The sequence below is a fragment of the Robiginitalea rubriflava genome (genome assembly GCF_052540725.1).
The window spans coordinates 2,083,892-2,110,697 of the sequence record NZ_CP199309.1 but is presented as its reverse complement, the minus strand read 5'-3'; the positions used below and the strand labels follow the sequence as shown (position 1 = coordinate 2,110,697).

The following is a 26,806-nucleotide window of genomic DNA, read 5'->3' as shown; positions in this document are numbered from 1 at the left end:
GCGATTACCAACTTGCTTTCTTTACACCTGGAATCAATCCCTGGTTTGCCATTTCGCGGAACATCACCCTGGAGATTCCGAAAGTGCGCATGTATCCCTTAGGACGTCCGGTGAGCTTACAACGGTTGTGCAAACGTACCGGGGAGGCGTTTTTTGGCAATTTCTGCAATGCTTCGTAGTCGCCGGCTTCTTTCAGAGCCTTGCGCTTCTCTGCATATTTTGCTACCATTTTGGCCCTTTTGCGTTCACGGGCTTTCATTGATTCTTTAGCCATACTAATTCTTTTTAAAGGGTAACCCCAGTTCGCTTAATAGTGATTTCGCTTCCTTGTCAGTCTGAGCTGATGTTACGAAGGTTATATCCATCCCGTTGATGCGGTTGATCTTGTCAATATTGATCTCGGGAAATATGATCTGCTCGGTAACCCCTAAGTTATAATTTCCACGCCCGTCAAACCCGGTAGCCTTGATGCCCTGGAAATCACGAACCCTTGGCAAAGCCGTGGTAACCAGCCTGTCCAGGAATTCATACATCCGTTCTCCCCTGAGGGTCACTTTTGCACCAATAGGCATGCCTTTCCGCAGTTTGAATGCAGCCACGTCCTTTTTGGACATTGTGGATACTGCTTTCTGTCCGGTGATCATGGTCAGTTCGTCCACCGCATGGTCTATGAGTTTTTTGTCTGCTACTGCAGCTCCGACTCCGCGGCTTACAACTATTTTCTGCAGCTTGGGCACCTCCATAACATTGGAATAGCCAAACTCCTCGGTAAGCGCCTTCATGATGCGCTCCTTGTATTCTTTCTTTAATCTTGGTACGTAGGCCATAACTATATTACTTCATTGGATTTCTTGGCAACGCGAACTTTTTTCCCATCGCGCATTTCGTAACCTACCCGGGTTGCATCCCCTGATTTAGGGTCAATCAGCGAGAGGTTTGAAATATGAATAGGCGCCTCTTTCTTGACAATGCCTCCTTGCGGATTGCCGGCACTGGGCTTTTCGTGCTTGGATACAATGTTCACATCCTCCACGATGGCCTTGTTCTTATCCCGCAGGATTCGGACAACCTTGCCTTCGCTACCTTTATGGTCTCCGGCAACGACGCGGACAGTATCTCCAGATTTAATCCTAATTTTCATTTCAGTCTTCTTTATAGTACCTCGGGAGCCAAGGAAACGATTTTCATAAATTGTTTATCTCGCAATTCCCGTGCTACAGGGCCAAAAACCCTTGTACCGCGCATCTCCCCCTGAGGGTTCAGCAATACACAGGCATTGTCGTCAAAGCGGATATAAGATCCGTCGGGTCTGCGAACTTCTTTAGTGGTTCGGACCACTACGGCAGTAGATACTGCACCTTTTTTGATGGTTCCGTTCGGAGTTGCCTCCTTAACAGTTACCACGATCTTATCTCCCAGGGAGGCATACCTTCTTTTGGTTCCCCCCAGCACACGGATGGTCAAAACTTCTTTTGCCCCGGTGTTATCTGCTACTCTGAGTCTTGATTCTTGCTGTAACATAATTATTTGGCTCTTTCAAGGATTTCTACCAATCTCCAACACTTGGTCTTGCTCATAGGGCGGGTTTCCATGATTTTCACGGTATCCCCTATGTTACAATCATTGGTTTCGTCGTGTGCAACATATTTTTTTGTCCGCAGTACGAATTTCCCGTACATAGGGTGCTTTACCCGCTTGACTTCAGCCACAACTATGGATTTCTCCATTTTGTTGCTGGTCACAACGCCTACTCGTTCTTTTCTTAAATTTCTGTTTTCCATAAAGCAACACCAATTATTGGTTCTCCCTTTTTGTTATTTCAGTTGCCAACCGGGCTACGGTCCTTCTCATCTTTCTCAATTGCAGCGGGTTTTCTAGCGGAGTTACTGCGTGGGCCATTTTAAGATCCTCGTATTGTTTCTTAAAATCGCTTATTTTTTCCGCCAGCTCCTCTGCTGACATTTCTTTGATCTCTGACTGTTTCATCGTCCTGGATTATTATGAGGGATCGTAATCCCTGGCCACTATAAATTTTGTTTTAACCGGTAATTTCTGAGCTGCCAGTCGCAGAGCCTCCTGAGCAATATCCAAAGGCACTCCGGCAACCTCAAACATGATACGGCCCGGTTTTACCACGGCCACAAAATATTCCGGGGCTCCTTTACCTTTACCCATACGTACCTCCAGCGGTTTTTTGGTTATCGGTTTATCCGGGAAAATCTTGATCCATAGCTGTCCCTGACGCTTCATGTAACGCGTGGCAGCAATACGGGCTGCTTCAATCTGACGGGAAGTGATAAAACAGGAATCCAACGATTTGATTCCGAACATCCCGTTTGAAAGCTGATGCCCTCTTTGAGAATTTCCTTTCATCCGGCCTTTCTGCGCCTTCCGAAACTTGGTTCTTTTTGGCTGTAACATGGTTCTTTACGCTTCTTTAAATTACTTTCTGCGACGTTTTTTTCCTCCTTCAGGCTTCCCTGACTTGCTGCCTCCCGTTCCTTTGGACATTCCAACTAATGGGGAGAGCTCGCGCTTGCCGTATACTTCACCTTTCATGATCCACACCTTCACTCCCAGTCTTCCGTAGGTAGTGTGTGCTTCGTGCAGCGCATAATCGATGTCTGCACGGAAAGTTGACAACGGGATCCGACCGTCTTTATAGGTTTCCGAACGCGCCATTTCAGCTCCGTTCAAACGTCCTGAAATCATCACTTTAATCCCTTCCGCGTTCATACGCATTGCAGCGGCAATAGCCATCTTGATTGCGCGGCGGTAAGAAATCCGGCTTTCGATCTGTCTGGCGATACTGGCCGCAACCAGGTTCGCATCCACTTCGGGCCTTTTGATTTCAAATATGTTGATCTGGACTTCCTTGTCCGTAATCTTTTTTAATTCTTCTTTAAGCTTGTCAACCTCCTGGCCGCCTTTCCCGATAATGATTCCGGGGCGTGCCGTTGTAATGGTTACAGTTATAAGCTTCAGAGTCCTTTCAATGATCACCCTGGAAACACTGGCCTTAGCCAGACGGGCGTGGATATACTTACGGATCTTATCGTCTTCTGCCAATTTGTCTCCGTAATCATTTCCTCCGTACCAGTTGGATTCCCAACCACGGATGATTCCCAGACGATTACCTATCGGATTCGTTTTTTGTCCCATATTTCTTAACTATCTGCGTTATTTCTGGCTCCCAATACCAGGGTTACATGATTGGATCTCTTTCTGATTCTGTGTGCTCTTCCCTGAGGGGCTGGACGCAATCGCTTCAGCATGCGCCCGCTGTCTACACGGATTTCCTTCACAAACAAATCCGCCTCCTCAATATTGGCATCTTCGTTTTTGGCCTGCCAGTTAGCAATAGCTGACAAAAGCAGTTTTTCGAGCCTTCGGGAAGCTTCTTTTGGGTTGAATCGAAGAATAGCCAAAGCTTTCTCCACTTCTTCGCCACGCACCAGGTCGGCAACCAATCTCATTTTCCTTGGAGAGGTAGGACAATTGTTCAGTTTGGCAAACACCAACTGTTTTTTCTCCTCTTTGATTCTCTCCGCCATCTGTTTTTTGCGAACACCCATAGCGTTTATCTTTTACCTTTATTTTTAGCCCCAGCATGTCCTCGGAACGATCGGGTTGGTGAAAACTCACCCAACTTGTGACCTACCATGTTCTCCGTAACAAATACAGGAACAAATTGCCGTCCATTATGTACTGCAATTGTCTGCCCCACAAAATCCGGGGTGATCATCGATGCTCTTGACCAGGTCTTGATTACCGTTTTCTTTCCGGAGTCCAGGTTTTGCTGAACTTTCTTATCAAGACTGTAATGAACGTATGGTCCTTTTTTTAGGGAACGTGCCATTTATAATTCGTTTTATTTCTTTCTGCGTTCTAATATATATCGGTTGCTGTCCTTGGTTCTGGAACGGGTCCTGAAACCTTTGGCAGGAATACCTTTTTTGGATCTTGGATGTCCTCCGGAGGCACGACCTTCTCCACCACCCATTGGGTGATCTACAGGGTTCATGGCTACCGGACGAGTACGCGGCCTTCTTCCCAACCAGCGGCTGCGACCGGCTTTCCCGGATACGATCAGCTGGTGATCAGAGTTTGAAACCGCTCCAATGGTTGCCAGGCAGTTTACCAAAATCATCCGTGTCTCACCTGAAGGCAGTTTTATGGTGGCGTATTTGCCCTCCCTTGCCATTAATTGTGCAAAGGTTCCTGCGCTTCTGGCCATCACGGCGCCCTGTCCGGGGCGTAGCTCTATCCCTGAGATAATAGTTCCCAGAGGAATTTCCGAAAGCGGAAGAGCGTTTCCAATTTCAGGCGCAGTACCGGAACCGGCTTTAATCTGCTGCCCTACCTGCAGTCCGTTAGGAGCAATGATGTAGCGTTTTTCGCCATCAGTGTATTCAACCAGAGCGATAAAAGCAGTACGGTTTGGATCGTACTGAATGGATTTGACTTCTGCAGCCACATCCTGCTTATCCCTTTTGAAATCGATTACACGATATCTTCTTTTGTGACCACCACCTTTGTAGCGCATGGTCATCTTCCCCTGCTTATTACGTCCTCCTGATTTTTTAATCGGAGCAAGCAAGCTCTTTTCAGGCTTATCTGTAGTAATCGCATCGAATCCGTTTACTACTTTAAAGCGCTGTCCGGGGGTTATTGGTTTTAATTTTCTAACTGACATGCCGTGTCTTTATAGATTACTGTAAAAATCAATTACATCACCATCCTCCACGTCTACAATGGCTTTTTTGAATGCGTTGGACTTTCCTTGCTGCAATCCCGTTTTAGTGTAGCGGGTTTTGCGGGAGGGTCCGTAATTCATGGTGCGCACTTTGGTAACCGAAACACCGTAAGTCTCCTCTACTGCTGCTTTAATCTGCAGTTTGTTGGCAGATGGATCCACGATGAAACCATAGCGGTTGTACAACTCACTATCAGAGGTCATTTTCTCAGTAATGATGGGTTTAATCAACACACTCATGATTTCTTAATTATTTAGATTCGTTTCGATTCCTTCTAAAGCACCTTCCAACAAGACCACGCTATTTGCGTTTAATATTTTATAAGTGCTTAATTCTGAGTTTGTTACAACTTCAGACCCTTTGAAATTACGCGACGACAAATATACGTTATTATTTGAATCGCCCAACACTATCAGGGACTTTTTGTTCTCCAGGCCCAGTGCTTTGAGAACCGCAGCAAAATCTTTGGTCTTGGGCTGCTCAAAAGTGAAGTCTTCCACTACCATGATGGCATTTTCCTGAGACTTCATGCTCAATGCCGATTTACGGGCAAGGCGCTTTACGTTTTTGTTGAGCTTCTGGGTATAATCTTTAGGCCTGGGACCGAAGATTCTTCCACCCCCGCGAAAAACCGGGGATTTGATACTTCCAGCCCTGGCTGTTCCTGTACCTTTTTGCTTTTTGATCTTGCGGGTACTACCTACAATTTCTGCGCGCTCCTTGGTTTTGTGCGTCCCCTGACGCTGATGCGCCAGATACTGCTTAACATCCAGGTATATGGCGTGCTCGTTTGGCTCTATTTTGAAGACTGCATCCGAAAGCTCTGCTTTTCGGCCGGTCTCTTTTCCCTTAATGTCTAAAACTGATACCTTCATTACTTCTCAATGGTTATGTATGCGTTCTTATGACCGGGAACACATCCTTTAACAACTAAAAGATTCTTTTCAGGAACGACTTTCAATACCCGGAGGTTCTGAACGGTAACCCGCTCATTACCCATTTGCCCGGCCATCTTCATTCCTTTGAAAACGCGTGCGGGATACGACGCTGCTCCGATTGATCCGGGAGCCCTCAGGCGGTTGTGCTGCCCGTGGGTTGCCTGTCCGACACCGGCGAAACCGTGCCGCTTTACAACGCCCTGGAAGCCTTTTCCTTTGCTGGTGCCTATCACATCCACAAATTCCCCTTCCTTAAAAAGATCCACCCCAAGGATGTCTCCTAATTTGTACTCACCTTCAAAATCACGGAATTCGACAACTTTTTTCTTTGGAGAAGTGCCTGCTTTCTTAAAATGACCGTTTTCGGCCTTGTTTGCACGCTTTTCTGCCTTGTCATCGAAACCGAGTTGAAGGGCTTTATACCCGTCTACCTCTTCGGTTCTGACTTGGGTAACTATGCATGGCCCTGCTTCAATCACGGTACAGGGGATATTCTTCCCGTTCTCGTCAAAGATGCTGGTCATGCCTACTTTTCTTCCGATTAACCCAGACATACTATTTATTTAAATTAAAATTATAAGACTTCAGGTCTTGGATTCATTTGAACCGGACCCTACATCCCGTTAAACACAATTTTTAATCACAACTTTCCGACAAAAAAACAGGGCCAAAAATAATTCGACCCCGAATGTATTTTTGTTTCCGTTTTTCCCTTGCTTCAACGCTCAGGACATGTCAGGAAGGGCTGTGCCCTTCACGGCCTTTATCAGACCTTAATTTCAACCTCTACACCACTGGGCAGCTCTAATTTCATTAGCGCATCAATGGTTTTGGAGGAGGAGCTGTAAATATCCAGCAGTCGCTTATATGAACTCAGCTCGAATTGCTCCCTGGATTTTTTATTCACGTGGGGCGAACGCAACACGGTGAATATTTTTTTGTGCGTTGGCAGGGGAATAGGTCCCGTTACCACCGCTCCGGTAGTCTTTACCGTTTTTACAATCTTCTCCGCAGACTTATCTACCAGGTTGTGATCGTAAGACTTTAATTTGATTCTGATTTTCTGACTCATCACTCCTTAATTAAGCGGTTACACCTTTCACTGATTTGATCACTTCCTCTGCGATATTCGAAGGAGTTTCAGCATAGTGAGAGAACTCCATGGTCGAAGTGGCCCTTCCCGATGAAAGGGTACGCAACGAGGTTACATATCCGAACATTTCAGACAGCGGCACATCCGCTTTGATTACTTTAGAACCTGCGCGGTCAGACATATTGTTGACCTGGCCTCGGCGGCGGTTCAAATCCCCTACGATGTCCCCCATGTTCTCTTCCGGTGTCAACACCTCGAGTTTCATGATAGGCTCCATCAGTACGGCTTTGGCAGCCTTGGCAGCGGTTTTATATCCCAGCTTTGCAGCCAGTTCGAAAGACAGGGAATCTGAATCCACAGGGTGGAAAGAACCGTCTTTCAGGGTGACCTTCATACTATCCATCTCGAATCCGGCCAGAGGTCCATTTTTCATGGCTTCCTTAAATCCTTTTTCTACAGATGGGATATATTCCCTGGGAATGTTACCTCCCTTAATTTCATTTACGAATTCCAGTCCGGTAGTCTCTTCTCCTGCAGGCTCCATTACAAATACGATGTCTGCAAATTTACCACGACCACCCGTCTGCTTCTTGTACACCTCGCGATGGTTCGCAACAGCTGTTAGGGCTTCCTTGTATTCCACCTGGGGTTGTCCCTGGTTTACCTCTACTTTAAATTCGCGTCTGAGACGGTCTACAATGATATCCAGGTGCAACTCTCCCATTCCTGAGATAATGGTTTGCCCGCTGGCCTCATCCGTTTTAACCTGGAAGGTTGGATCTTCCTCTGCCAGTTTGGAGAGTGCCATCCCAAGCTTATCCACATCCGCCTTGGTTTTAGGCTCTACCGCGATCCCGATTACAGGATCAGGGAAATTCATGCTTTCCAGTACTATTGGATGCTTCTCATCCGAAAGCGTGTCCCCGGTTTTGATATCCTTAAATCCAACGGCTGCTCCAATGTCTCCGGCTGCAATAGATTCCACTGCATTTTGTTTGTTGGAGTGCATTTGGTAGATCCTGGAAATACGCTCTTTGTTTCCGGAACGGTTGTTCAGTACGTAAGAACCCGCATCCAGTTTTCCGGAATAGCAGCGGAAAAAGGCAAGGCGTCCAACAAAAGGATCGGTTGCGATCTTAAATGCCAGGGCCGAGAACGGCTCTTTTGTATCCGGCTTACGGGAAATTACCGCTCCGGTGTCCGGATTGGTGCCGGTGATCGCCTCCTTGTCCAGGGGAGAAGGAAGGTATCGGCAAACCGCATCCAGCAGGAACTGAACTCCTTTATTTTTGAATGAGGATCCACAAATCATCGGAATGATACTCATATCCATTACCGCAGCTCTTAAGGCAGCGTGGACTTCATCCTCAGTGATGGAATTCTCATCTTCGAAAAATTTCTCCATCAGGTTTTCGTCGTACTCGGCTACAGCCTCAATCAGCGCTGCCCGATACTCCTTAACCTCATCCTGCATCTCTGCAGGGATATCGACAACATCAAAAGTTGCCCCTAAATTATCTTCATGCCAGATAATCGCCCGGTTTTTAACCAGGTCAACCACCCCTTTGAAATCCGCCTCATCTCCAATAGGCAATACTATCGGAACGGCATTGGATTTCAGCATGTCTTTTACCTGCTGGCAAACGGCCAGGAAATTTGATCCCTGACGGTCCATTTTATTTACAAATCCCATTCTGGGAACTTTGTAGTTGTCAGCAAGCCTCCAGTTGGTTTCGGACTGTGGCTCTACCCCATCAACAGCGCTGAAAAGGAAAACCAATCCGTCCAGTACCCTTAGCGAACGGTTTACCTCAACGGTAAAATCTACGTGCCCGGGGGTGTCGATGATGTTAAAGTGATATGGTTTGGTATCGTCTATGGCCTGCCCGTTTTTGGTAGGGAAATTCCAGGTACAGGTGGTTGCAGCAGAGGTAATGGTAATCCCTCGCTCCTGCTCCTGCTCCATCCAGTCCATAGTAGCTGCCCCGTCGTGAACTTCACCGATTTTGTGGCTTACCCCGGTGTAGAAAAGGATTCGTTCCGTGGTAGTTGTTTTTCCCGCATCGATGTGTGCAGCAATACCTATATTTCGTGTGTATTTTAAATCTCTCGCCATTATATCTTAAAATCTAAAGTGAGAAAATGCTTTATTCGCCTCTGCCATTTTGTGCGTATCTACGCGCTTTTTAACAGCTGCTCCTTCTTCCTTAGCCGCAGCCAGGACTTCAGCAGCCAGTTTCTGGGCCATCGATTTCTCATTTCGCTTGCGCGAGAAGGAGATCAACCACTTCATTGCAGTGGAAATCTTACGGTCCGGACGAATTTGCATAGGAATCTGGAAGGTTGCCCCTCCTACCCTTCTTGATCGAACCTCTACGTGAGGCATGATATTGGAAAGGGCATCTTTCCATAATTCGAGGGAGGTTTTCTCCTCATCAGTCTTTTTAGCTTCTACAATATCCATGGCATCGTAAAAAATCTTAAATGCTACTGATTTTTTACCATCCCACATCATCATGTTTACAAAGCGCGTTACCAGCTGATCATTGAATCTTGGATCTGGCAACAAAGGTCTTTTCTTAGCCTGTCTTTTTCTCATTGCTACTGCTTAATGTGTGTCTAATTTTTGGGGCGTTTGGCACCGTACTTAGATCTGCGCTGCGTCCTTCCGGCTACCCCAGCGGTATCCAGCGCTCCGCGCACGATATGGTATCTAACACCCGGCAAATCTTTCACCCGTCCGCCTCTAACCAATACTATCGAGTGCTCCTGGAGGTTATGTCCTTCACCTGGGATATAAGCGTTTACTTCTTTCCCATTGGTCAGACGCACCCTGGCCACCTTCCGCATGGCGGAATTAGGTTTCTTAGGGGTGGTTGTATATACACGCGTACATACACCTCGTCTTTGTGGACACGAATCCAAAGCAGCCGATTTACTCTTCTTGGTAATTGTGGCCCTTCCTTTTCGTACTAATTGTGAAATTGTTGGCATATAAATAATAAATAAAAATCTACCCTCCTTAAAGGGCTGGCAAATGTAGTAATTATTCACTACAATTCAAATCCTGCCCGATTAATTTTCAAGATTTTTCAATTAAGACTCAGGGATGGACAGAAAGCCTGTTGGATTTTCTATTCAGCAGCCTTTTTCAGTGACGGGTAATTTCAATCTTAGGAGTATGTATTATACCTTAATTTATATAAACTGAGCGCCGCTATCTAAAATATTTATTTCAGACTTACAGGGCTGTTGCCTAAAAAAGAGTAAAAGCAGTATTGCAACCGAAGGAATTCGGAATATCCGCAAGCTTGCTACAGTGTATAAATCTGTTTGTGGACTACAGTTAGACCTGTAGCTTTAAATGGTCTGAAATTAGAAGATTAGCAACCAAAGCCTGCTTAAATATTAATCCCTTAATAATGGGGGGTTAAAAATGCAGACTTCAATGATTCTGATTATAACTTAAAGTTTTATTAAAATAAGTTTGGATTATTAACATGAAATTAAGATTTTCGCAGTTAGCTAATTCAAATAATTAAAAAATGAGAACAAAATTGAATGGAATCTTGACGCTGTTACTGGCGTTTGTTGTGCAGATTTCGTTTGCACAAGAAAAAACGATTTCAGGTACGGTTACAGACCAGGACGGTCTGCCCTTGCCTGGAGTTAACATTGTAGTTGAGGGAACCACCACTGGTACTCAAACCGATTTCGACGGAAACTACGCCATCCAGGCCAGTCCTGGACAGGTACTCCTCTATACCTATATAGGTCAGAGGGCAGTCCGAAGAACTGTTGGTGCGAGTAACACCATCAATGTACAGATGGAGGAGGACGCCCAAGCGCTTGAAGAAGTAATAGTAACAGCACAGGGTATTAAGCGAGAGAAGAAAGCCCTGGGTTATGCTGTTTCTTCGGTTGGGGCTGAACAATTGGAGCAACGTGCCGAGGGGGATGTTGCCCGGGTACTTTCAGGAAAAGCTTCCGGGGTAAACATTACTTCTGCCGGGGGTATGTCCGGATCTGGTACCAACATCACCGTAAGGGGTCTGAGTTCCTTTAGTGGAAGTAACCAGGCACTCTTTATTGTAGATGGTGTTCCATTCAGTAATGATACAAACGCTACGGGTAGCTTTATCAGCGGTAACACCGGATCTTCCCGTTTCCTGGATCTGGATCCTAACAACATCGCAAGTGTTGAGGTATTGAAAGGTCTGGCTGCTGCCACACTTTACGGTACGCAGGGTAAGAACGGGGTTATCCTCATTACTACCAAAGCAGGAGCTGCTTCAGGAGGTGCCAAGAAAACGGAGATCACTGTAAACCAGTCGTTCTTCACCAACGAAATGGCTTCCATCCCTGATTATCAGCAAAAATATGGTAACGGATTTGACCAGTCTTTCGGATGGTTCTTCTCTAACTGGGGACCCAGCTTCGACAGAGACGGTGTATCCGGATGGGGAGCGCAGTCAGCCATTGACGACAATGGAACCCTGGAACACCCTTACTCTACCACTGCTGTAGCCTCTACAAGGAATGCTTTCCCTGAATTACAGGGAGCTCGTTACCCATGGAGGCCATACAACTCTGTTGAGGAGTTCTTCCGACCTGGTTTTGTTACCAACACAAACGTAAACATTGCCGGAAGCACTCAGGATGGAAATACCAACTTTAACGTAAACATCGGTTATCTGGATGATCAGGGGTTTACCCCGGGTAACTCCCTGAACCGACTTAACGTTTCTGTGGGTGGTCGTTCTCAACTGAGCAACAAATTCTCCATTCAGGCAACTATGAACTATGCCCGGACAGATTACCGCACGCCTCCGATTGCCTCCTCAAGGGGTAACGGTACAGACGGTCTGTCTGTTTATGGTAACGTATTGTTTACACCTATCTCGGTTGACCTGATGGGTCTTCCTTTCGAAAATCCAGTAGACGGATCTTCAGTATACTACCGAAACGGTAACGACATCATCAACCCACGCTGGACTGCTAAAAACGTTACGTACCGGCAGCTTACCAACAGGGTTTACTGGAATGCACAATTAAATTACGAACTGAACGATAATCTTTCCCTGGGCTGGAGAACCGGTCTGGACTTCTATAACGAAAGAAACATCAACGGTTCCAATAAAGGTGGGGTGGAATTTACCCAGGCTATTTTCGGGTTCTACCAAACCTATGACAACAACAACACCATCTGGGAACACTTTGTATCCCTGAACGGAAACTACGATATTTCCGAAAAGTTGGGAATGAGTTTTGTTGCTGGGGTTACTTCCCGCCAGGATTTCTTTGACCAGCAAGGGGTAAGCAGTACAGGACAGATTGTATTTGGGGTGAAGCGTCACTTCAACTTCCTGAACCAGTCTCCTATACAGTTCTCGAGAAAGCGAAATATCAATGGTATCCTCGGACAGGCTACCCTGGATTATGACAACTTCCTCTTCCTGAACCTTTCAGCACGTACAGACTGGGTTTCCAACCTGACGACTGAAAACAACAGCAAGACCTATCCTGGGGTCAGTGTTTCCTTCCTGCCGATTGCGGCCTTTGACGGAACCTGGAATGATGCCCTGCGAATGAACTACCTGAAGCTGCGTGCCAGTTACGGTACTTCAGCCACCTTCCCTACAGGTTATCCTACTGTGAACGTGGTAGAGCAAAGCACACAGATCTTTACTGATCCGGGATCAGGAGCCTTGTTGACTACCAATCAGGTAGACAACTTCAGGGCCAACCCTGATCTTAAGCCTGAGCTTCTTGAAGAATATGAAGCAGGTATTGAAGCGCGCTTCTGGAATAACAGAGTTAACATTGATGCAACCTACTTCCAAAGGGTTACCAACGACCTGATCGTTACTGAGCCCCTTTCGCCTTCCACCGGGTTTAGCTTTACGCAAAACAACATCGGGGAAATCAAGAACGAAGGGTTTGAAGCTGACTTAGGAGTAGATATCATCCAGAGCGAAAATTTCAACTGGAACTCAAGGGTTAACTTCTTTACAAACAATGAGACTGTAACGGAGCAGGATCAGGATTTCATCGCCTACGCTGGTAGTTTGGCAGTTGGTGGTGGTCTCTTCAGAGGTTCCAACGCAGCCATCAAAGGAGAGTCCCTGGGTACCATAGTAGGTACGGCTATCGGACGTGATGATAACGGTAACTTCCTCATTAACGATGCTGGTAACTATGTAGTAGTAGAGCAGGATAATGACGGGAATGTTCCAATTGTTGGAGATGCGATCCCTGACTACACTATGAACTTTATTAACACCCTTCGCTACAAGAACTGGAATCTTGGGTTCCAGGTTAACCATGTGAAAGGTGGAGATATGCTTTCCAGTACTGTTGGAGTGCTGTTAGGAAGGGGTCTGATTGTTGAAACTCAGGACAGGGAGAACACTTACATCCTTCCAGGAGTTAAAGCAGATGGATCTCCTAACAATACACAGATCAACAACTCTACCTATTTCTTTAGCAACCTGCTCTTCGGACCAACTGAAACTCGTATTTACGACGCTTCTGTAATCCGCCTTCAGGAAGTATCTCTAGGGTATAGTTTCCCATCCAAGTGGTTAGACAAAACCCCACTGGGATCACTAACCATCACCGCTCAGGGCTTCAACCTTTGGTATGATGCCTACAACATGCCTGATGGTGCTAACTTTGATCCTAACGTACAGGGGGTAGGTATCGGTAACGGACGAGGCTTTGACTTTATCAACGGTCCAAGTTCTCGCAGATACGGAATCAGTGTAAAAGCATCCTTCTAATAAAAATTGTTAATGATATAGTTATTATGAAAAGTTTTCTAAAATATATTACGATTGTCTTTATCGCGGGAGGCTTATTTACTGCCTGCGAGACGACAGAACTGGACTTGAGAATAAGTCCTAACGACCTGGCTTCAGACCAGGCGGATCCCAACCTGTTGCTAACCTCCATTCAGCTGGCTTATGCCACTAACATGCAGGTACTGAGCGACCGGTCAGGGGAATTGGTTCGAATAGATTATATGTTCGGTCGGGATTATTTCAACAACTATCCCGGTTCTACCCTGAATGGGGTTTGGAGCCGAACTTACAGTAGTGGTGGTAATGGAGTTGGTGACTTCACCGGTGTTGGTATATTGACCAACCTCCAGACCCTGGAGTCCATCGATGAGGCATCAGATACGGATTATTCCTTCCATATCGGAGTTGCCAAAACACTCTACGCACACCAGCTAATGTTGTTGGTTGATTTCCTTGGAGAAGCTGCTTTTTCTGAAGCTGGTAATCCTGGAGAATTTCCTGCACCAAGCCTGGATGAAGGATCAAGCGTTTACGCTGCAGCCCTTAGCCTTTTAGATGAAGCTGCTACCGCTCTTAACGGAGCGGACAATTTAGGAGCTGCTGACATCTTTTACGCTGGGGATACTGAGAAATGGATTAAGTTGGTAAATACTATCCGCCTGAAGGCGTATTACACCACGAATAATACAGCGGCCTTTAACCAAGTTATTGCCGGTGGTAATTTCATCAGCGATAATGATGATGATTTCCAGGTGCAGTACGGAACAAGTGAATTACAGCCTGATGACAGGCACCCAGACTACGCTGCAGATTACACCCCTTCCGGGGCCAACATCTACCAGTCTAACTGGATGATGGAAACTATGCTGAATAACGACGATCCAAGAATTCGCTACTACTTCTACCGTCAGGTAGACGCTACTCCTGGTGCAGATGCACCTGCGAATGAAGAGGATCTGGCCTGTTCACTGGTGGTACCACCACAGCATTATCAGGATGGCGGTTTCACATACTGCAGTGTTCCTAACGGATACTGGGGTCGTTCTCACGGAAATGATGAAGGTACCCCTCCGGATAACTTTAAGCGCGCCGCGGTTGGAGTCTATCCTGCTGGAGGACGTTTCGACGACAATAGCTTTGACGGTGTAGGCCTTGGACTTGGAGGCGCTGGAGCTGGTATAGAGCCTATCATGCTGGCCTCTTATGTAGATTTCTGGAGAGGCGCCATGGCAGCAAGTGATGCCGAACGCGCAAACTTCCTGAGAGCAGGACTTGAAAAATCCATTGAGAAGGTTCAATCCTTCGGATCACTGGACGCGAATGCGGACCTTTCTTTTGAGCCGGACGCAGCAGCAGTTACTTCTTACATTGACGGAATAGTGGCTGATTTTAACGCGGCTACCGGTGATGACAAGGAAAACATCTATGCTGAGCAGTATTTCACCACTTTGTATGGAGGCTCAGTAGAAGCTTGGACCTATTACAGGAAAACAGGATACCCGAATACCTTGTTACCCAACTGGGAACCCAATCCGGGACCATTCCCGCTTACATTCCTGTATCCGCAAAATGAGGTGATCACCAATCCGGGGTTGACCCAAAAGCAGAGCCTTACTGAAGAACCATTTTGGTTTAATGCATCAGATCTCGGATCACCGTTATACTAGTAAAATAAAAAGATCATGACTATGAAACATTTTAAAAATAGAATTATAATGGCCTTAGTGGCTGGGTCGGCCCTTGTCTTTACCGCTTGTCAAGACGGTGACAAAGTGTTCGATGAGGTACAGGCTAATGTAGAACGTGGAGCCGTTTTGCGGACCGTGTCAATTCTCAATAATGAGATTGCCTTCAATTTGGAAACCGGTGAAATTGCAGATGATACTTTCTTTGGAGTAATCCTGGAGGAACAAGACCAGGAAGGCGGAGACCTTCTGGATTTTGTTGAAGTATACATCGGATACCGAGACAATACTGGAGGAGAAAGCACAGTTGCCGAGTCTTTAAACCAGACTATTCCGGCATCTGAGTTTACAATTGGAGAATTTGGTCTTCCCAGAGTAGAATACACAATAACCGGAGCCGAATTACTTGCTGCTACTGGTCTGTCTGGTTCAGACCTCGATGGTGGTGATCAATTTTCAATTCGTTTTGAAGTTGTCTTAACCGATGGCAGACGTTATTCTTTCGCGGACAATTCGGGAACCTTAACCGGATCCTTCTTTAGTTCGCCATTCTTATACACACCTAACGTTGTATGCTCTGTTGACCCAACTTTCTTTACAGGTCAATATACCATGGTGCAGTTGAGTGGTTCTTCTCCCTTTGGTATTGGCGATGGGTTTACCCAGACAGAACCTGTAACAGTTGTTGCCAACGGAGATACCAACAGGACCTTTGCCTTTGTTTACGATCCGGGAGGGTTCGGTTCTTCATACGAAATGTCAATTGACCTTGTATGTGGTGAGTTCCAGAATGTTGCTGGTAGAATTGCTGCCGGAGGCCTTGGTTGCGGTGATGGAAGCATCGGGCAAACAGGCTCTACAGTAGACATAACCACTTACGATCAGACAGCAGGAGATGCGTCCTTTACGATCACATTCTTTGATTTTGATCCATCCGGTGGATGTTCACCTCCACCTAATGAAGTTGTTGTAAGATTGGATAAAATCTAACAAAACGTCAATGGGGTTCAGGCCAAAGGCTTACCCTTGTTAATAGTAACAATCCGGCCCAAATATTTTGGGCCGGATTTTTGTGTTTTATACCGTATTATCCGCGGTCGCTTGCCACAACAAATTCATATCTTTGCAAAGTCAAAGCTTCTTCTATATGAGTTATAATAAAGCAAGCCTTTATCAAAATCCCGCACCAGCTCTGTGGACTTCAATTATCCTATTCCTGTTAATGTTTTTAGGGATTGGTTGTGATGACACCCAAAAAAACCCTGCCCCATCCGTAGAATTGACGTCTGAAAAATCTTCTGCTGTATTTGTTAAGGTTCCATCCGAAGAGAGTGGAATTAAATTCAATAACCTCATACGGGAAGATCTCTCTTCCCTGGAAAACCTCTTTAACTTTGATTACTTCTACAATGGAGCAGGTACCGGGGTGGCAGACCTCAATAACGATGGCCTTCTGGATATCTTCTTCTGTGGCAATCAGGTACCCAATAAACTTTATCTCAACAAAGGAAACCTCCAATTTGAAGACGTATCCGAAACGGCGGGTATCAATGAAGGAAAACAATGGGCTAACGGAGTTACCTTTCTGGACGTCAACTCAGATGGCTGGCTGGACATTTATGTATCCCAGGGTGGTCCCAAACAAAGGCTGTTCCGAAAGAACCTTTTATATGTAAACCAGCAGGACGGAACTTTTAAGGAAGCCGCCGAAGCCTATGGCCTGGCGGACATGGGTATCAGTACACAGTCTGCATTTTTTGATTTCGACCGGGACGGCGACCTGGATTGTATCGTCATGAATGAAAACGAATACTACGGGGTAGATCCGGTAAGCCTTAAGGCACTTCTTGACAAAAATCCGGAAGCCCCCTATTTTAACAGCTCTCATTTATACAGAAATGATGGCGGCACTTTTACAGATATCAGTAAAGAGGCCGGGATAGAGCGACCCATTTTCGGATTGGGCCTGAGCATTAGCGATATCAATACAGACGGCTGGCCGGATATTTATATCGCCAGTGATTACTACCTCCCCGATGCCCTCTTTATCAATCAGGGCAACGGTACTTTCAGGGATGAAATCAAGAATTACACACAGCAGGTCTCTTATTACGGGATGGGTGTAGACGTGGCGGACATCAATAACGATGCCCTGCAGGATATTTTTGTTCTGGATATGGCTTCCAGCGACCACTACCGCTCCAAGACCCTTATGGCCTCCATGAATACAAGCCGTTTTGACTACCTGGTCAATACCGCCGGTTACCATTACCAGTATATGTACAATTCCCTGCAACTAAACAATGGCAGCAACCATTTCAGCAACATCGCCCAGCTTACAGGTGTGGCCAATACAGATTGGAGCTGGTCTGTGCTGATGTCGGACTTTGACCTGGATGCGGATAAAGACATTTATGTTACCAATGGCTACAGGCGTTACGCCCTGGACAATGACTTACAACAGCGGGTCTTCCAGGCCAAACAACAATATAAAGGCAATGTCCCCCTGGCGGTAAAGGAAGAACTCTACCGCAGTATGCCTTCCGAAAAATTGCCCAACCTGCTATTCGAAAACCGCGGTTCCCTGGAATTTGTGGAAAACGGGAAGCAGTGGGGTCTGGGAGACCTGTCCTTCAGCAATGGGGCTGCCATGGGAGATCTGGACAATGATGGGGACATAGACCTGGTTGTGAATAATATGGATGAAAATGCCTTCATCTACAAAAACCACAGCAGGGAAAACGAAAAAGGGAACTATTTGAAGATTATCCCTGAAGGTCCGGTATCCGAAGGGCTCCCTAAAGTAACTATCTTTCAGCAGGGAACCCCACAATTTATTGAAGTCAGGAGGGTACGCGGCTATATGTCTGCCCATGAGCCCGTGGCCCATTTTGGGCTGGGCAAGGCTGAAGCAGCAGACAGTGTGATCGTGGAATGGGCCGGAGGCAAAACGAACCTAATTCAAAACGTCAAGGCAAACCAAACGGTCCGAGTGGCTTTTGCCGATGCTCAAAAAACGCAGGCAGGCAAGAAATCCGAATCGAATTACTTATTCGCATCACAGCCATCATCGGTAATGGGCTTGAAAGATGCACACCAGGAAAACCCCTATGATGACTTCGCCAAAGAAATCTTGCTGCCTTACAAACAGTCTACCTTTGGCCCCTATTTCTCCCAGGCAGATGTAAACGCAGACGGGCTAACAGACCTTTTTATGGGAGGGGCTTCCGGGCAGGCAGCCAGCCTGTATCTGGGAACAGCCAATGGTTTCCGGAAAACAGTCGTGCCTGCATTTGATGCCGACAAGGCCTATGAAGATATGGAATCCGTATTTTTTGACCTGGATTCCGATGGCGATCTGGATCTGTATGTGGTAAGCGGGGGCAACGAATTTGAACAGGGTTCTTCCCTCTACCAGGACCGGATTTATCTGAATGACGGAACAGGAATTTTCAAAAAGGCAGTAGATGTATTGCCATCAGCAGCTTCATTTAGCGGAAAAGCAGTCGCTGCATTCGATTTTGACCAGGATGGGGATACGGACCTGTTGGTAGGAAACCGAATCCTCGCCCAGAGTTATCCGCGTTCCGCCCCTTCCTTCCTCCTGGAAAATGAGGATGGAAAATTAAGGGATGTCACAGCTGAGAAAGCCCCGGGATTAGAGGATTTTGGAATAATCAATGATCTGTTTGTAACTGATTTTGACGGGGACGGCAGGAAAGATATTCTGGCTGCCGGGGAATGGACGGCAGTTGGCTTTTTTAAGAATACTCCCGATGGTTTACAGTTGCAGGATGCTGAATCCCATGGCGTATCCCAGAAAGGATGGTGGTATTCCATTACCCAGACAGACGCAAATGCAGACGGCAGGCCCGATTATATCCTGGGCAACGCGGGGCAAAATATCAAGTTCAGTGCATCCGAAGAAAAACCTTTTAAAGTCTTTGCAAATGACTTTGATAAAAACGGGACCAACGATATAGTCCTGAGCAAAAAATACCAGGGAGAATACGTGCCGGTACGCGGAAGAGAGTGCTCTTCCCAGCAAATGCCCTTTATAGCTGAAAAATTCCCCAGCTACTCCGAATTTGCGAGCGCCAGCCTTAAAGATGTCTACGGAAATGAACTGGAGGCCAGCTATGAAAAGGAAGTCAACACCCTTAGCTCCGTTTTGCTGATCAACCTCGGAAGTGGTCAGTTTGAGGTACGCAGTCTTCCTGTGGAAGCACAGATGATCCCAATATTTGCAGGAATTTCGAAAGACCTTAACGGGGACGGCTTTGAGGATCTTATTTTAGCCGGTAATATCTATGAGACCGAAGTGGAAACCCCCCGTCTGGATGCGCTCTCCGGAGCAGTATTACTCTCCAGGGGCGATGGGACGTATTATGCAGTCCCCAGAACAAAATCCGGCCTTTACATGACAGGGAATGTCAAATCCCTGATCTCACTTGAGAAAAAGGGTGGATTCTGGCTACTGGCCGGAGTGAATAGCGACCTTCCGCTACTTTACAAAGGGATGTTAAATTATTGGGAAGATTCATTCGTTTCCTCCAAATAATATGTATTTTTGGGCAAATTTTATAAAATGAATTTCAGATTTTTAACACTTACATTAAGCCTTTTAGTGACCGGACTGATTTCGGCACAATATTCCGGGCAAATTGCAACAAATATGTCTGCGGGAGGTGCTGCACAGGGGGCAACTGCAGGTTCCATAGCTACCTTATTGGGGCCGGTAAACGAAGCCCTGGAAAAAAGGTCCAAAGAATGGGAAGATTTTCAGGGATCCCCTTATGTTTCCAATGACTTTCAAAAAACCGAAGTCTACTACAAGGAAGAAAAAGTCGGTTCCATTTATTATCGGTATAATGCCCTTAACGAAGAAGTAGAAATTAAAGAAACTCCTCTGCAACCGGGAATCAGGGCTCTGGGCAGGGATAAAAATATCAGCCTGATGATACAGGGGAAGCCAATGAGCTTTAAGACCTTTATCGATGTCAATGGAAATACAATGAATGGCTACCTGACCCACCTGGTAGATGGCAAGACTTATGACCTTTACAAGCGCATACATGTGAAATTTACCGAAGGGTCTCCCGCTCAGAATTCCTTCGTAAAAGCAATTCCCAGCCGCTTTTCACAGTTTATTGAGTACTACGTGCAGAAAAAAGGGGTAAACCGTGTTGATGAACTGACACTGAAGAACCGCCAGCTTTATAAAATTGCAGGTGCCGAGGAAAAGGATAAGATCAAGACTTTTCTGAAAGATTACGATATTGACCTGAACGAAGAAAAGGATCTTATCAAGACCTTTGAATTCCTAAATCTCTAGTTCGGTAAATACTTTAAGAAGATTCACAAAACCATCCGCAGTGATGGTTTTGTTTCCTTTATACCTTATATAGATGACCTCAAAATTCTTAAAGCTTACGTTTTTATTTTCGGCCCTTTTGATAGCGGGATGCTCCACTGACGACTCCGGCAATTTAGAGCAACCTGAGGACCCTCCTATTGAGGATCCTGACAACCCGGATGCAGAGGATAACGAGATATACAAATTATATAACTCATAGGTAGCAGGGGCTGTTTCTACAGAACCATTTACTGAACCAGGGGGCAAGGTATGATCTTGCAGCTGTCATAAGGGATGGCAGTAAGAGTTAGCTGCAATTGGCTGCTAGTTGCTTTTCCAGCGGGTTTATTTTCGCTCATATAGGCGCCTTTTAAACCTGTAAATAACTTATATTCAACTTAGTTTCCCTATAAGTATAGTTTAACCAACAGACATAATTCTGTTATTTAATTGTTATCGGATATTACCCCATGGATAAAGAAAACATTGTATATGGCCTAAGGGCTGTTTTGGAAGCCATCGAGGCAGGAAAATCCATTGAGCGGGTGTTTATTCAACAAGGCCTGAAAGGAGACTTATCCAAAGAGTTGGAAAACAGCCTGAGGAAACACAATATCCGTGCATCCTATGTGCCGCAGGAACGCCTTTACAGGCTTACCAAAGAAAACCACCAGGGTGTGGTTGCCCAGATCTCTCCTGTTGCCTTTCAGGATTTTGAAGAACTGGTAAATAAAATCCTGCAAAAGACAGACAAACCACTATTCCTGTTGCTGGATCGGGTTTCCGACGTAAGAAACCTCGGGGCCATCATTCGGACGGCCTCCTGTACAGGGGTAGATGCCATTATCCTGCCCTCCCAGGAAACAGCACCCATTAGTGCCGACACCGTAAAGACTTCTGCCGGGGCCGCCTACAGCGTACCCCTGTGCAAGGTAACCCACCTTAAAGACGCCATATATTATTTGCAGGCCTCAGGTGTGCATGTGGTAGCAGCCACTGAAAAAGCCTCAGACCCAATTTATGACCTGGATTTGAAACAGCGCCCTGTAGCGCTTGTTATGGGATCAGAGGGAAAAGGGATACATCCCGGTATTTTAAAATTATGTGATCAGCAGGCAAAACTCCCGATTCTGGGTCCTATTCAATCCTTAAATGTCTCTGTGGCTTGTGGGGTATTCCTCTATGAAATCCTGCGACAGCGCACTTACTGACTATCTTTTTTTCCAGGGTCCTGTTCCCTGTATTCGTAGCGGATCCGGATTTGCTCCGGGCCATTTTCACCAGCCGTATCCGAAGGAGTTTCTATAAAGTTGCCTTCCGCGTCAAAATGTTTCATAAACGGGTCCTGATCTTCGTTGTAATCTTCCGATTCCCATGCGTATTTAACTGGTTTCGGCAGTGGTGCCCTCAGCATAAGGGCAAACAAAAATCCACTGATAAAACCACTGAGATGGCCTTCCCAGGAAATCCCCTCCTTAACCGGGAAAATATACCAGAGCATGCTGCCATAGATAAAAACCACTATCAGGGAAAGGGCTACCAGCCTGTAGTGCCGGGAAAAGATCCCTTTGAAAAAGATAAAGGTGGCCAGTAGATAAATAATCCCACTGGCACCGATATGGTAAGAAGGCCGGCCAATGGCCCAGGTAAGAAGGCCGGTAAGCAGGGTTCCCCAGATAAGGGTTTTCCATGCGATATCCCGGTAAAAGTACATCAGTGCGGAACTCAGTATGGCAAGGGGGATGGTATTATTGTACAAATGACTGAGCGATCCGTGGATCCAGGGAGACAAAACGATGCCCCTTAAGCCTGATAATCTTCTCGGATAGATCCCCAGATCATTCAGGTTCACCCGAAATTTCAGCTCCAGAAAGTAAACCGTCCATATCGTCAATACGAGCAGGAGCGGGAGCAGGAGCACCCGGTTACTGAATTTAAAGTGAGAGACTTCAGACATAGCTGCAAATTACATTATAATACGTTTTTCCTCCAAGGATTATTGTATCCTCCAAATGATCCATCGGCTGAATTATAGTATTTTTAAGGCATGAATGAACCGCTGGCAGAACGGGTGCGGCCCAAAACCCTGAGGGAATACATCAGTCAGTCCCACCTGGTGGGGCCCAAAGGCGCTATTACCCGCCAATTGGAGGGCGGGAACCTCGCTTCCATGATCCTCTGGGGGCCTCCGGGGACCGGGAAGACCACCCTGGCCCAGATTATTGCTGCGGAGAGTGAAAGGCCCTTTTATACGCTGAGCGCCATCAACAGCGGGGTGAAGGACATACGCGAAGTACTTGAGAAAGCCCGGAAGGGAGGGGGACTGTTTACCTCCAGGAACCCCATCCTGTTCATTGACGAAATACACCGGTTCAGTAAGTCTCAGCAAGATTCTCTGCTGGGGGCTGTTGAAAAAGGCTGGATAACGCTCATAGGAGCGACAACGGAAAACCCCAGTTTTGAAGTGATTCCGGCCCTGCTATCTCGTTGCCAGGTGTACACCCTGGAATCCTTTGGCAAAGAAGATCTGCTGAATTTGCTCAAACGGGCTATGGACCAGGACTCCTGGTTGCAATCCAAAAAAATCGAGCTGCAACAAACCAATGCTCTGCTACGCCTTTCCGGGGGAGACGGCCGGAAACTGCTCAATATCTTTGAACTGGTTGTGAGTGCCTCCAAAGGGGATTCCATTCTCATTACAGATGAGCTGGTTTCAGAAATGGTAAACCGCCAACCGCTGCGTTATGACAAGACCGGGGAACAACACTACGATATTATTTCGGCCTTTATTAAATCTATTCGGGGAAGCGATCCGAATGCGGCTGTATACTGGCTGGCCCGAATGGTAGAGGCCGGCGAGGATGTTAAATTTATTGCCAGGCGGATGATTATTGCCGCTTCGGAAGATATAGGCCTGGCCAACCCGACTGCCCTGGTCATGGCGACCAACACCTTCCAGGCCGTTCAGTTTATTGGCCTCCCTGAGGCCCGCATTATCCTGAGCCAGTGTGCCATTTATCTGGCTGGTTCCCCCAAAAGCAACAGTGCCTACATGGCCATTAAGAATGCCCAGCAGGAAGTTCGCCAAAGCGGCGATCTGGAAGTACCCATTCCCCTTCGAAATGCACCTACCCAACTGATGAAAGAGCTGGGGTATGGGGCAGAATACGCTTATGCGCATGACTACCCGGGAAATTTCGCGGCCATGGAATTCCTGCCGGAAGTTTTAAGCGGTACCAATTTCTATCAAAGCAGTGACAACAGGCGGGAGGAGGAGATCAAAGCCTTCTTAAAAGCACGCTGGAAGGAGAAATACGACTTCTAAAACCGTATCCTGAGTTCCTTTTTCTTTAATTCCCCGGCTTCATAATATTCATGCCACCAGTTGCCGTCTTTTTTATAGACCATTCCCTTGGGCTGATCATCTATAAAGACCATAAAGGTATCCGGGTTGGAAGATTTTAGCAGTTTCATACTGGTCTGGGCATCTCCGGTATCCAGTTTATATCCATTAGGGATAGGGACAGCCAACCAGGCATTATCAGTGATATTTTCTACTGCAATGTTTTTCTCTGGGGCATCCATTGGAGTCGCTTCTTTAATGGAGGGCGCGCCTTCAGACACAGCAGCGGGTGCAGCTGCCTGCTTTTCGACTTCCTCAGGCTGCTTCTGCGTCGCTTTTGGGGTATACTGGTAAGTCATTCCCCTGAAGGAAATAAAAGCTTCGTTAATGGCTTCTTTGTAGGCTTCGTTGAATTCCTTTAGCTTACTGCTGCCTTCAATACTTTCAAAAACAATATTTCCCCTGCAGTCTGTCAGGGAGAGTACAACTTTTGTGGCAAAGAGAGAGGAGTTGTCTATAAATCGGGTCATCAGGCCCTTGCAGCGATCTGCATACAGGTCTGCCGGTAGATTATTCTCATAGATGGGGTTGAATCCCGCTTCTGTGAAATAGTATTTGATCAGGGTGGACGTATTAAACTGGTTGCTCTGTTTAAAGCCGTCAAATTTAGTCGGAACGATGATATACTTGTAGGCATCCAGTTGAGCCCCGGCCTGAGTGATTTGTAATAGAGCAAAGGCCAGAAATAAAAGGGATCGGCACATCTTCATTATCGGTTCAATTAGCGTTCCAAGATAGAATATTTAATCCGATCTGAAAAGAGGCATAGTTTGTAGCAGCAATATTGCGGTAGGCCAGCAGGTTATCTGCCATCACATAAAAGTTGACAGGGCCTGCCTGCAGGTTTACACCCAAACCAAAGTTGGTCCGGGTGAATTTATCGGCAGTGTAGGTGGCCTTCATCCCCAGGATCCTGCCGAAGTTACGTTGATAAAAGACAGTCCAGGCGGTCTGCGGACCCCTCGGACGATTTATCGCATAAAGCTGTATTCCAACTGCATTGCGATAGCCGGCAAGCGGGCTGCGGCTGTTTACCCGATAGCTGCAGTCACAGGAGACTCCCGAAATGCCATCGCCCTCCCCGAAATTATACCGAAGCGAGCTATAGAGTTTAGTAGGCCTGAAACTGATATAGGAACGATTGTCTTCGTCAAAAGGAATCAGCCCCTCCACCTCATCTACCAGGTCCTGCCAAAAATCCCGGTTGGGATCGGACAGGGCATTCGGAAGGATTACCTCTACGCCTTCTACGGTGGCCTGTCCAGACAGGCTGAAATTTCGAACATCCCCACTGTGCATCATAAAGCCCAGGTCCAGCAAGCTAGCTGTCAGCTCCAGTTGTCCGTTTAAGGCATAGGTAAAGCCCAGGTCTACCCCCAGCCCTAAATCACCGCCGAAAAATCCTCTTTTAAGCAGGTGCTGCCGGATGGCCTGCACTTCATTCCCCCCATTGTCGGAAAGAGCCTGCCGGATACCTTCCAGCCCGGAAGTTTGCAGCAGCATATCGGCCCTCAGGGTATTGGCCAGCAAATTGTTCTGACCCGGTTGTGTTACAAAAAAACCACTGTTTCGGGTACTTTTAAAGCTGATGATTCCGGAATAGATCTTTGCCCGGACCCCCGCGGTCAATCGGTTATTAACCCGTCGGTTGATCCCGAAATGGAATACATTGAGCATCTCCCCCCTGGTTTTCAGGTGGCCGAGGTCAAAGCGCTGCCCCAGCCGGTCTGCATTGCCTTCCCAGGCCAGAATGGCCAGATCGCGGAACCAGTACCCTATTCCATCCCCTTCGTTGTAAATACCAAAAGAATAAAAGTCATCCGGCCGGTTGCGCGAGCGGAAACCCCCGCTAAGCAATTCCACCTGGTAGGTGCCGCTTAATTCGTCTCGCGTGCTCATCCCAAAGATGGCCCGGTCCCGGATTTTATCGTTTATATCCAGGCCGTCATCTGCAAAAATATCATTTACTGAAATCCCGCTACTCCCTGCCTGAAAGGATATACCCGATAGCATGGGAATACCTGCATACCAGTTATAAGCCGTCCGGGTGCCGGGATTGACCATTAATGCCTGAGGGATTTCCCTGAAATCATAAAGTATTTGCTTGTTCTGGGCCGTACCCCATCCCAGGCCAGTTAGGAAAGCCAGTAAACAGAGTATCCGCCTCATCCCTTGAGTTCGATCCTGAATTGGGCGCTGGAGCGAAAGATAAAGCGCGGTTGCGGTTCTGAAGAAGTGCTGCTGCTATCCCCGAGGTTTGTGGCCGTAAGCCGGAAAGCAGAGGTATTACGGATAATATCGATACTCCTCCCCCCCATTCCATAAGCTACTTCACGATTCAAAATGGCAGTGGGTGCAGGATCCAGGCTGAATAATTCAGTGTCCAGGACATTACCCCCCTCATCCAGGAATTCCACCTGTAATTCCAGGGGTTTGCTGGTAGTATTCTCAAGCTGATAGGTAATGGAGCCGTCCAGGAGGTTATCCGAAACAAAGCCTTCGGTGAAGGCGTCAAAATTAAAAGTTTCAACAATAAAATTTCCCCCGCTGGCCTGGTTGATTTCACTTTCCGGTGTCTCAACGTATAGCAGGCTCCCTTCCAGGGTTGGGGTTACCGAAATATCATCGTACTGGTCAAAATTCTGCTGCTCTGCACAGCCCAGGGAGACCAGCAATACCAGTGCGGTAAGTATGCGAAAGTTCTTTTTCATAACAAGCCCGTTTTACACTTCCCATGGCTGGGAAATAAGGGTTCATCCAGTGTTCAATAA

At 46.7% G+C, this 26,806-nt stretch carries 29 protein-coding genes; 7 read left to right on the top strand and 22 right to left on the bottom strand.

Annotated features, from left to right (window positions below):
* Positions 1–4 precede the first annotated feature (4 nt).
* From rpsN to rpsL, 18 genes are all read right to left on the bottom strand, one after another.
* On the bottom strand, positions 5–274 hold the full coding sequence (gene rpsN / locus ACT6NU_RS09585; protein WP_445381452.1) for a 30S ribosomal protein S14: 270 nt from the start codon (positions 272–274) through the stop codon (positions 5–7).
* Between the two features lies 1 nt (position 275).
* Positions 276–827 (bottom strand): 50S ribosomal protein L5, encoded by a 552-nt coding sequence (rplE, locus tag ACT6NU_RS09580; RefSeq protein ID WP_445381451.1) that lies wholly within the window; start codon positions 825–827, stop codon positions 276–278.
* A 2-nt stretch (positions 828–829) separates the two neighbouring features.
* On the bottom strand, positions 830–1,141 hold the full coding sequence (rplX, locus tag ACT6NU_RS09575; RefSeq protein ID WP_445381450.1) for a 50S ribosomal protein L24: 312 nt from the start codon (positions 1,139–1,141) through the stop codon (positions 830–832).
* A gap of 11 nt (positions 1,142–1,152) precedes the next feature.
* The gene (gene rplN / locus ACT6NU_RS09570; RefSeq protein WP_445381449.1) at positions 1,153–1,521 is read right to left on the bottom strand and encodes a 50S ribosomal protein L14; all 369 of its coding nucleotides are present in this window, start codon (positions 1,519–1,521) and stop codon (positions 1,153–1,155) included.
* Between the two features lie 2 nt (positions 1,522–1,523).
* Complete coding sequence (rpsQ, locus tag ACT6NU_RS09565) at positions 1,524–1,781, bottom strand: 30S ribosomal protein S17 (protein ID WP_445381448.1); 258 nt, start codon at positions 1,779–1,781, stop codon at positions 1,524–1,526.
* 13 nt (positions 1,782–1,794) lie between these two features.
* Positions 1,795–1,986, bottom strand: a complete 192-nt coding sequence (rpmC, locus tag ACT6NU_RS09560) for a 50S ribosomal protein L29 (protein ID WP_445381447.1) — start codon at positions 1,984–1,986, stop codon at positions 1,795–1,797.
* Positions 1,987–1,998: 12 nt separating this feature from the next.
* Positions 1,999–2,421 (bottom strand): 50S ribosomal protein L16, encoded by a 423-nt coding sequence (gene rplP / locus ACT6NU_RS09555; RefSeq protein WP_445381446.1) that lies wholly within the window; start codon positions 2,419–2,421, stop codon positions 1,999–2,001.
* Positions 2,422–2,442: 21 nt separating this feature from the next.
* The gene (gene rpsC / locus ACT6NU_RS09550; RefSeq protein WP_445381445.1) at positions 2,443–3,162 is read right to left on the bottom strand and encodes a 30S ribosomal protein S3; all 720 of its coding nucleotides are present in this window, start codon (positions 3,160–3,162) and stop codon (positions 2,443–2,445) included.
* Between the two features lie 5 nt (positions 3,163–3,167).
* On the bottom strand, positions 3,168–3,575 hold the full coding sequence (rplV, locus tag ACT6NU_RS09545; protein ID WP_445381444.1) for a 50S ribosomal protein L22: 408 nt from the start codon (positions 3,573–3,575) through the stop codon (positions 3,168–3,170).
* A gap of 5 nt (positions 3,576–3,580) precedes the next feature.
* Positions 3,581–3,859 (bottom strand): 30S ribosomal protein S19, encoded by a 279-nt coding sequence (gene rpsS / locus ACT6NU_RS09540; protein ID WP_445381443.1) that lies wholly within the window; start codon positions 3,857–3,859, stop codon positions 3,581–3,583.
* A 12-nt stretch (positions 3,860–3,871) separates the two neighbouring features.
* Positions 3,872–4,696 (bottom strand): 50S ribosomal protein L2, encoded by an 825-nt coding sequence (gene rplB / locus ACT6NU_RS09535; protein ID WP_445381442.1) that lies wholly within the window; start codon positions 4,694–4,696, stop codon positions 3,872–3,874.
* A 9-nt stretch (positions 4,697–4,705) separates the two neighbouring features.
* Complete coding sequence (rplW, locus tag ACT6NU_RS09530; RefSeq protein ID WP_445381441.1) at positions 4,706–4,996, bottom strand: 50S ribosomal protein L23; 291 nt, start codon at positions 4,994–4,996, stop codon at positions 4,706–4,708.
* Positions 4,997–5,002: 6 nt separating this feature from the next.
* Complete coding sequence (gene rplD / locus ACT6NU_RS09525; protein WP_445381440.1) at positions 5,003–5,632, bottom strand: 50S ribosomal protein L4; 630 nt, start codon at positions 5,630–5,632, stop codon at positions 5,003–5,005.
* Positions 5,632–6,249, bottom strand: a complete 618-nt coding sequence (gene rplC, locus ACT6NU_RS09520) for a 50S ribosomal protein L3 (protein ID WP_445381439.1) — start codon at positions 6,247–6,249, stop codon at positions 5,632–5,634. Before rplC ends, rplD begins: the two co-directional genes overlap by 1 nt.
* 212 nt (positions 6,250–6,461) lie before the next feature.
* A complete protein-coding gene (gene rpsJ / locus ACT6NU_RS09515) occupies positions 6,462–6,767 on the bottom strand; it encodes a 30S ribosomal protein S10 (protein ID WP_013073266.1) in 306 nt (101 codons plus the stop codon).
* 10 nt (positions 6,768–6,777) lie between these two features.
* Positions 6,778–8,904: an elongation factor G gene (gene fusA / locus ACT6NU_RS09510; RefSeq protein ID WP_445381438.1), complete on the bottom strand. Its 2,127-nt coding sequence runs from the start codon at positions 8,902–8,904 to the stop codon at positions 6,778–6,780.
* Positions 8,905–8,910: 6 nt separating this feature from the next.
* Positions 8,911–9,387: a 30S ribosomal protein S7 gene (gene rpsG, locus ACT6NU_RS09505; RefSeq protein ID WP_445381437.1), complete on the bottom strand. Its 477-nt coding sequence runs from the start codon at positions 9,385–9,387 to the stop codon at positions 8,911–8,913.
* A gap of 20 nt (positions 9,388–9,407) precedes the next feature.
* Positions 9,408–9,782: a 30S ribosomal protein S12 gene (gene rpsL, locus ACT6NU_RS09500; protein WP_014032016.1), complete on the bottom strand. Its 375-nt coding sequence runs from the start codon at positions 9,780–9,782 to the stop codon at positions 9,408–9,410.
* A 551-nt stretch (positions 9,783–10,333) separates the two neighbouring features.
* Here rpsL and ACT6NU_RS09495 point away from each other — a divergent pair.
* The 6 genes from ACT6NU_RS09495 to rlmB all read left to right on the top strand — a co-directional run bounded on the left by ACT6NU_RS09495 (position 10,334) and on the right by rlmB (position 21,843).
* Complete coding sequence (locus ACT6NU_RS09495; protein WP_445381436.1) at positions 10,334–13,570, top strand: SusC/RagA family TonB-linked outer membrane protein; 3,237 nt, start codon at positions 10,334–10,336, stop codon at positions 13,568–13,570.
* A gap of 26 nt (positions 13,571–13,596) precedes the next feature.
* Complete coding sequence (locus ACT6NU_RS09490; RefSeq protein WP_445381435.1) at positions 13,597–15,258, top strand: SusD/RagB family nutrient-binding outer membrane lipoprotein; 1,662 nt, start codon at positions 13,597–13,599, stop codon at positions 15,256–15,258.
* Between the two features lie 105 nt (positions 15,259–15,363).
* Positions 15,364–16,266 carry a hypothetical protein gene (locus ACT6NU_RS09485; RefSeq protein WP_445381434.1) on the top strand — a complete coding sequence of 301 codons (903 nt, stop codon included), beginning with the start codon at positions 15,364–15,366 and terminating at the stop codon, positions 16,264–16,266.
* A 232-nt stretch (positions 16,267–16,498) separates the two neighbouring features.
* Positions 16,499–19,837 carry a VCBS repeat-containing protein gene (locus ACT6NU_RS09480; protein WP_445381433.1) on the top strand — a complete coding sequence of 1,113 codons (3,339 nt, stop codon included), beginning with the start codon at positions 16,499–16,501 and terminating at the stop codon, positions 19,835–19,837.
* Between the two features lie 27 nt (positions 19,838–19,864).
* A complete protein-coding gene (locus ACT6NU_RS09475) occupies positions 19,865–20,611 on the top strand; it encodes a hypothetical protein (RefSeq protein WP_445381432.1) in 747 nt (248 codons plus the stop codon).
* Between the two features lie 491 nt (positions 20,612–21,102).
* On the top strand, positions 21,103–21,843 hold the full coding sequence (rlmB, locus tag ACT6NU_RS09470; RefSeq protein WP_445381431.1) for a 23S rRNA (guanosine(2251)-2'-O)-methyltransferase RlmB: 741 nt from the start codon (positions 21,103–21,105) through the stop codon (positions 21,841–21,843).
* Here rlmB and ACT6NU_RS09465 read toward each other — a convergent pair.
* On the bottom strand, positions 21,837–22,589 hold the full coding sequence (locus ACT6NU_RS09465) for a rhomboid family intramembrane serine protease (protein ID WP_445381430.1): 753 nt from the start codon (positions 22,587–22,589) through the stop codon (positions 21,837–21,839). The genes rlmB and ACT6NU_RS09465 overlap by 7 nt on opposite strands.
* Before the next feature lie 90 nt (positions 22,590–22,679).
* Between ACT6NU_RS09465 and ACT6NU_RS09460 the strand changes: the two genes are divergently transcribed.
* Positions 22,680–23,957: a replication-associated recombination protein A gene (locus ACT6NU_RS09460; RefSeq protein WP_445381429.1), complete on the top strand. Its 1,278-nt coding sequence runs from the start codon at positions 22,680–22,682 to the stop codon at positions 23,955–23,957.
* Here ACT6NU_RS09460 and ACT6NU_RS09455 read toward each other — a convergent pair.
* Genes ACT6NU_RS09455 through ACT6NU_RS09445 form a run of 3 tightly spaced genes read right to left on the bottom strand, consistent with a single transcriptional unit; the run spans position 23,954 to position 26,746 of the window.
* A complete protein-coding gene (locus ACT6NU_RS09455) occupies positions 23,954–24,745 on the bottom strand; it encodes a hypothetical protein (protein WP_445381428.1) in 792 nt (263 codons plus the stop codon). The genes ACT6NU_RS09460 and ACT6NU_RS09455 overlap by 4 nt on opposite strands.
* Positions 24,746–24,752: 7 nt before the next feature.
* Entirely contained in the window at positions 24,753–26,204 is a 1,452-nt protein-coding gene (locus ACT6NU_RS09450; RefSeq protein WP_445381427.1) for a DUF5723 family protein, read from the bottom strand.
* The gene (locus tag ACT6NU_RS09445; RefSeq protein ID WP_445381426.1) at positions 26,201–26,746 is read right to left on the bottom strand and encodes a hypothetical protein; all 546 of its coding nucleotides are present in this window, start codon (positions 26,744–26,746) and stop codon (positions 26,201–26,203) included. Before ACT6NU_RS09445 ends, ACT6NU_RS09450 begins: the two co-directional genes overlap by 4 nt.
* Positions 26,747–26,806: the final 60 nt, after the last annotated feature.

Coding starts and splice junctions, on each gene's coding strand:
- rpsN (WP_445381452.1), bottom strand. CDS start 274: ATGGCTAAAGAATCAATGAAAGCCCGTGAACGCAAAAGGGCCAAAATG.
- rplE (WP_445381451.1), bottom strand. CDS start 827: ATGGCCTACGTACCAAGATTAAAGAAAGAATACAAGGAGCGCATCATG.
- rplX (WP_445381450.1), bottom strand. CDS start 1,141: ATGAAAATTAGGATTAAATCTGGAGATACTGTCCGCGTCGTTGCCGGA.
- rplN (WP_445381449.1), bottom strand. CDS start 1,521: ATGTTACAGCAAGAATCAAGACTCAGAGTAGCAGATAACACCGGGGCA.
- rpsQ (WP_445381448.1), bottom strand. CDS start 1,781: ATGGAAAACAGAAATTTAAGAAAAGAACGAGTAGGCGTTGTGACCAGC.
- rpmC (WP_445381447.1), bottom strand. CDS start 1,986: ATGAAACAGTCAGAGATCAAAGAAATGTCAGCAGAGGAGCTGGCGGAA.
- rplP (WP_445381446.1), bottom strand. CDS start 2,421: ATGTTACAGCCAAAAAGAACCAAGTTTCGGAAGGCGCAGAAAGGCCGG.
- rpsC (WP_445381445.1), bottom strand. CDS start 3,162: ATGGGACAAAAAACGAATCCGATAGGTAATCGTCTGGGAATCATCCGT.
- rplV (WP_445381444.1), bottom strand. CDS start 3,575: ATGGGTGTTCGCAAAAAACAGATGGCGGAGAGAATCAAAGAGGAGAAA.
- rpsS (WP_445381443.1), bottom strand. CDS start 3,859: ATGGCACGTTCCCTAAAAAAAGGACCATACGTTCATTACAGTCTTGAT.
- rplB (WP_445381442.1), bottom strand. CDS start 4,696: ATGTCAGTTAGAAAATTAAAACCAATAACCCCCGGACAGCGCTTTAAA.
- rplW (WP_445381441.1), bottom strand. CDS start 4,996: ATGAGTGTGTTGATTAAACCCATCATTACTGAGAAAATGACCTCTGAT.
- rplD (WP_445381440.1), bottom strand. CDS start 5,632: ATGAAGGTATCAGTTTTAGACATTAAGGGAAAAGAGACCGGCCGAAAA.
- rplC (WP_445381439.1), bottom strand. CDS start 6,249: ATGTCTGGGTTAATCGGAAGAAAAGTAGGCATGACCAGCATCTTTGAC.
- rpsJ (WP_013073266.1), bottom strand. CDS start 6,767: ATGAGTCAGAAAATCAGAATCAAATTAAAGTCTTACGATCACAACCTG.
- fusA (WP_445381438.1), bottom strand. CDS start 8,904: ATGGCGAGAGATTTAAAATACACACGAAATATAGGTATTGCTGCACAC.
- rpsG (WP_445381437.1), bottom strand. CDS start 9,387: ATGAGAAAAAGACAGGCTAAGAAAAGACCTTTGTTGCCAGATCCAAGA.
- rpsL (WP_014032016.1), bottom strand. CDS start 9,782: ATGCCAACAATTTCACAATTAGTACGAAAAGGAAGGGCCACAATTACC.
- ACT6NU_RS09495 (WP_445381436.1), top strand. CDS start 10,334: ATGAGAACAAAATTGAATGGAATCTTGACGCTGTTACTGGCGTTTGTT.
- ACT6NU_RS09490 (WP_445381435.1), top strand. CDS start 13,597: ATGAAAAGTTTTCTAAAATATATTACGATTGTCTTTATCGCGGGAGGC.
- ACT6NU_RS09480 (WP_445381433.1), top strand. CDS start 16,499: ATGTTTTTAGGGATTGGTTGTGATGACACCCAAAAAAACCCTGCCCCA.
- ACT6NU_RS09475 (WP_445381432.1), top strand. CDS start 19,865: ATGAATTTCAGATTTTTAACACTTACATTAAGCCTTTTAGTGACCGGA.
- rlmB (WP_445381431.1), top strand. CDS start 21,103: ATGGATAAAGAAAACATTGTATATGGCCTAAGGGCTGTTTTGGAAGCC.
- ACT6NU_RS09465 (WP_445381430.1), bottom strand. CDS start 22,589: ATGTCTGAAGTCTCTCACTTTAAATTCAGTAACCGGGTGCTCCTGCTC.
- ACT6NU_RS09460 (WP_445381429.1), top strand. CDS start 22,680: ATGAATGAACCGCTGGCAGAACGGGTGCGGCCCAAAACCCTGAGGGAA.
- ACT6NU_RS09455 (WP_445381428.1), bottom strand. CDS start 24,745: ATGAAGATGTGCCGATCCCTTTTATTTCTGGCCTTTGCTCTATTACAA.
- ACT6NU_RS09450 (WP_445381427.1), bottom strand. CDS start 26,204: ATGAGGCGGATACTCTGTTTACTGGCTTTCCTAACTGGCCTGGGATGG.
- ACT6NU_RS09445 (WP_445381426.1), bottom strand. CDS start 26,746: ATGAAAAAGAACTTTCGCATACTTACCGCACTGGTATTGCTGGTCTCC.